The 2,188-nt window shown below is 67.1% G+C and carries 2 protein-coding genes; both read left to right on the top strand.

Annotated elements, in window-relative coordinates; genetic code table 11:
* The coding region (locus CWO89_RS43370) for a multicopper oxidase domain-containing protein (RefSeq protein WP_130584295.1) at positions 1-1,004 on the top strand (1,004 nt) is incomplete at its 5' end.
* An 18-nt stretch (positions 1,005-1,022) separates the two neighbouring features.
* A complete protein-coding gene (locus CWO89_RS43365; RefSeq protein WP_130584294.1) occupies positions 1,023-2,108 on the top strand; it encodes an enolase C-terminal domain-like protein in 1,086 nt (361 codons plus the stop codon).
* Positions 2,109-2,188: the final 80 nt, after the last annotated feature.

Genomic DNA, 2,188 nt, shown 5'->3' with positions numbered 1-2,188 from the left:
CCGCCGAGCCCCTGCTCGCCCGGGCGCCGCTTGCCGCCGGGGCGAAGGAGAGCTTCCAGCTTCCGCTGCGCCACGCCGGCACATTCCTGTTCGATCCCGGCCTCCTCAATGACGGCCAACCGCTACCGCTGCGCGCAAAGCCACTGGTCGTCTCCGAACGCGAGCATATCTCCGTCGACCGCGACGAGGTGCTCTTGATCGAGGAATGGCGGCTGCGGCCGGATGGCTCCGCTATCGCGCCGGGGACGGAGGCCAAGGATGCGACGCCGGTCTATACCGTTAACGGCCGGACTTCATTCGAACTCTCAGCACGCGCCAATGAGCGCCTGCGGCTCCGGTTCATCAATGCCTCCCAACGCACTGTGCTCGCGGTGAAATTGGAAAGCCACGAGGTCCGCGTCATGGCCATCGACGGCCAGCCTGCCGAGCCATTTCCTGCGCGCAACGGTGCGCTCGTGTTGGCGCCGGGCGGCCGCGCAGACGCCTATGTCGATGCCGTCGCGAGCGCATCGATCCTGCTCCATGACGGCAAGGAGGCGTGCCCGGTCGGACGACTCTTACTCTCCGGCGAGGCCCTGCTCCGCCCGGCGCCGCTGCCATCGGCGCCGCCGCTTCCCCCCAACGGCCTGCCGGCCCAGCTCGACCTCAAGAATGCGCAGCGGTTCGAACTGGTCGTCGGGGTGCCAGCTGACTGGACGCGTCCGGCCAGCTTCACCCCCTCCGCGCCACCAGCCTTCCGCGCCAAGACCGGCCGTGCGGTGGTGCTGGCGCTTACCAATCGCGCGCCGATTACCACCGTCTTCCACCTCCACGGCCATCACTTCCGCCTGCTCGACCGGCTCGACGACGGCTGGAAGCCGTTCTGGCTCAACACACTCGCGATCGAACCCGGCCAGACCCAGCGCATTGCGTTCCCGGCCGAGTATGCCGGCCGCTACCTGATCGAACAGGTCGCGACAGACTGGGCAGCGCCACGGCTCGTGCGATGGTACAGTGTCGAATAAGAACAAGGGGAAACGACCATGGGCCAAACAGTTCCAGCGATCCGCGGCATCAGAGCGCGAGCCGTCGTCGTGCCGCTCAAGCGTCCTGTGAAGAACGCCTTCGGCGTGATCGATTCCGGGCCACTGGTCCTGATCGATATCGAAACCGATCAGGGCGTTACTGGTCGTTCCTACATCTTCGCCTACACCAGGCTCACGCTTAAACCACTGGTTCATCTGGTCGAGGAGACCGGCCGCGATCTCGTCGGCCGGCCGGCCGCCCCGTTCGACCTGATGAAGGCGATGGACGCCAAGTTCCGCCTGCTCGGCTGGCAGGGCCTGGTCGGCATGGCTGTCTCCGGCCTCGACATGGCCTGTTGGGACGCGCTGGGACAGGTCGCGAGCAAGCCGGTCGTCGAGTTGCTCGGCGGATCGGCGCGCCCCCTTCCCGCCTATGACAGCTATGGCGTGGTCGATCCCGCAGCCGACGAGCGCGCGCTCCGCCGCTCACTCGACCAGGGCTTTCGCGGCATCAAGATCAAGGGCGGCGACGGTGATGCCGCCAATGACGAACGCGTGGTCAAGGGCGTGCGCGCCGTCATCGGGCCGGACATCGCCTTGATGATCGACTTCAACCAGTCGCTCGATCCGGCGGAAGCCAAACGCCGCATCGCGCGCCTTGCGCCCTACGACCTGCATTGGGTCGAGGAGCCCGTGCCGCAGGAGAATCTCTCCGGCCACGCCAGCGTCCGAATGGACTCGCCGATTCCGATCCAGGCCGGCGAGAACTGGTGGTTCCCGCGCGGCTTTGCCGAGGCGATCTCGGTCGGCGCCAGCGATTTCATCATGCCCGACCTGATGAAGGTCGGCGGCGTCACCGGCTGGCTGCAGGTCGCCGGGCAAGCGGACGCCGCCTCGATCCCGATGTCGAGCCATCTGTTCGCGGAAGCCAGCTCCCATGTGCTCGCGGTGACGCCGACCGCGCATTGGCTCGAATTCCTCGACCTCTCCAGCGCCATCCTGGCAAAGCCGGCCGAGGTCATCGACGGCGCCGTCACCGCCCGCGGCCCGGGCCTCGGGCTGGAATGGAACGAGCCGGCGGTCGCGAAATATCAGGTGACCTAGCGCTCGATGCCGTAGCCGTAGGGTGGGCAAAGCGCAGCGTGCCCACCTTTCTTGCACCGACCGTGGATGGTGGGCACGCT

Origin of the sequence: Bradyrhizobium sp. Leo170 (assembly GCF_004296405.1) — a bacterium.
Lineage (GTDB): Bacteria > Pseudomonadota > Alphaproteobacteria > Rhizobiales > Xanthobacteraceae > Bradyrhizobium.
The sequence above is the reverse complement of the archived record's forward strand: the minus strand, read 5'-3'. Positions and strand labels throughout refer to the sequence as shown.

Coding starts and splice junctions, on each gene's coding strand:
- CWO89_RS43365 (WP_130584294.1), top strand. CDS start 1,023: ATGGGCCAAACAGTTCCAGCGATCCGCGGCATCAGAGCGCGAGCCGTC.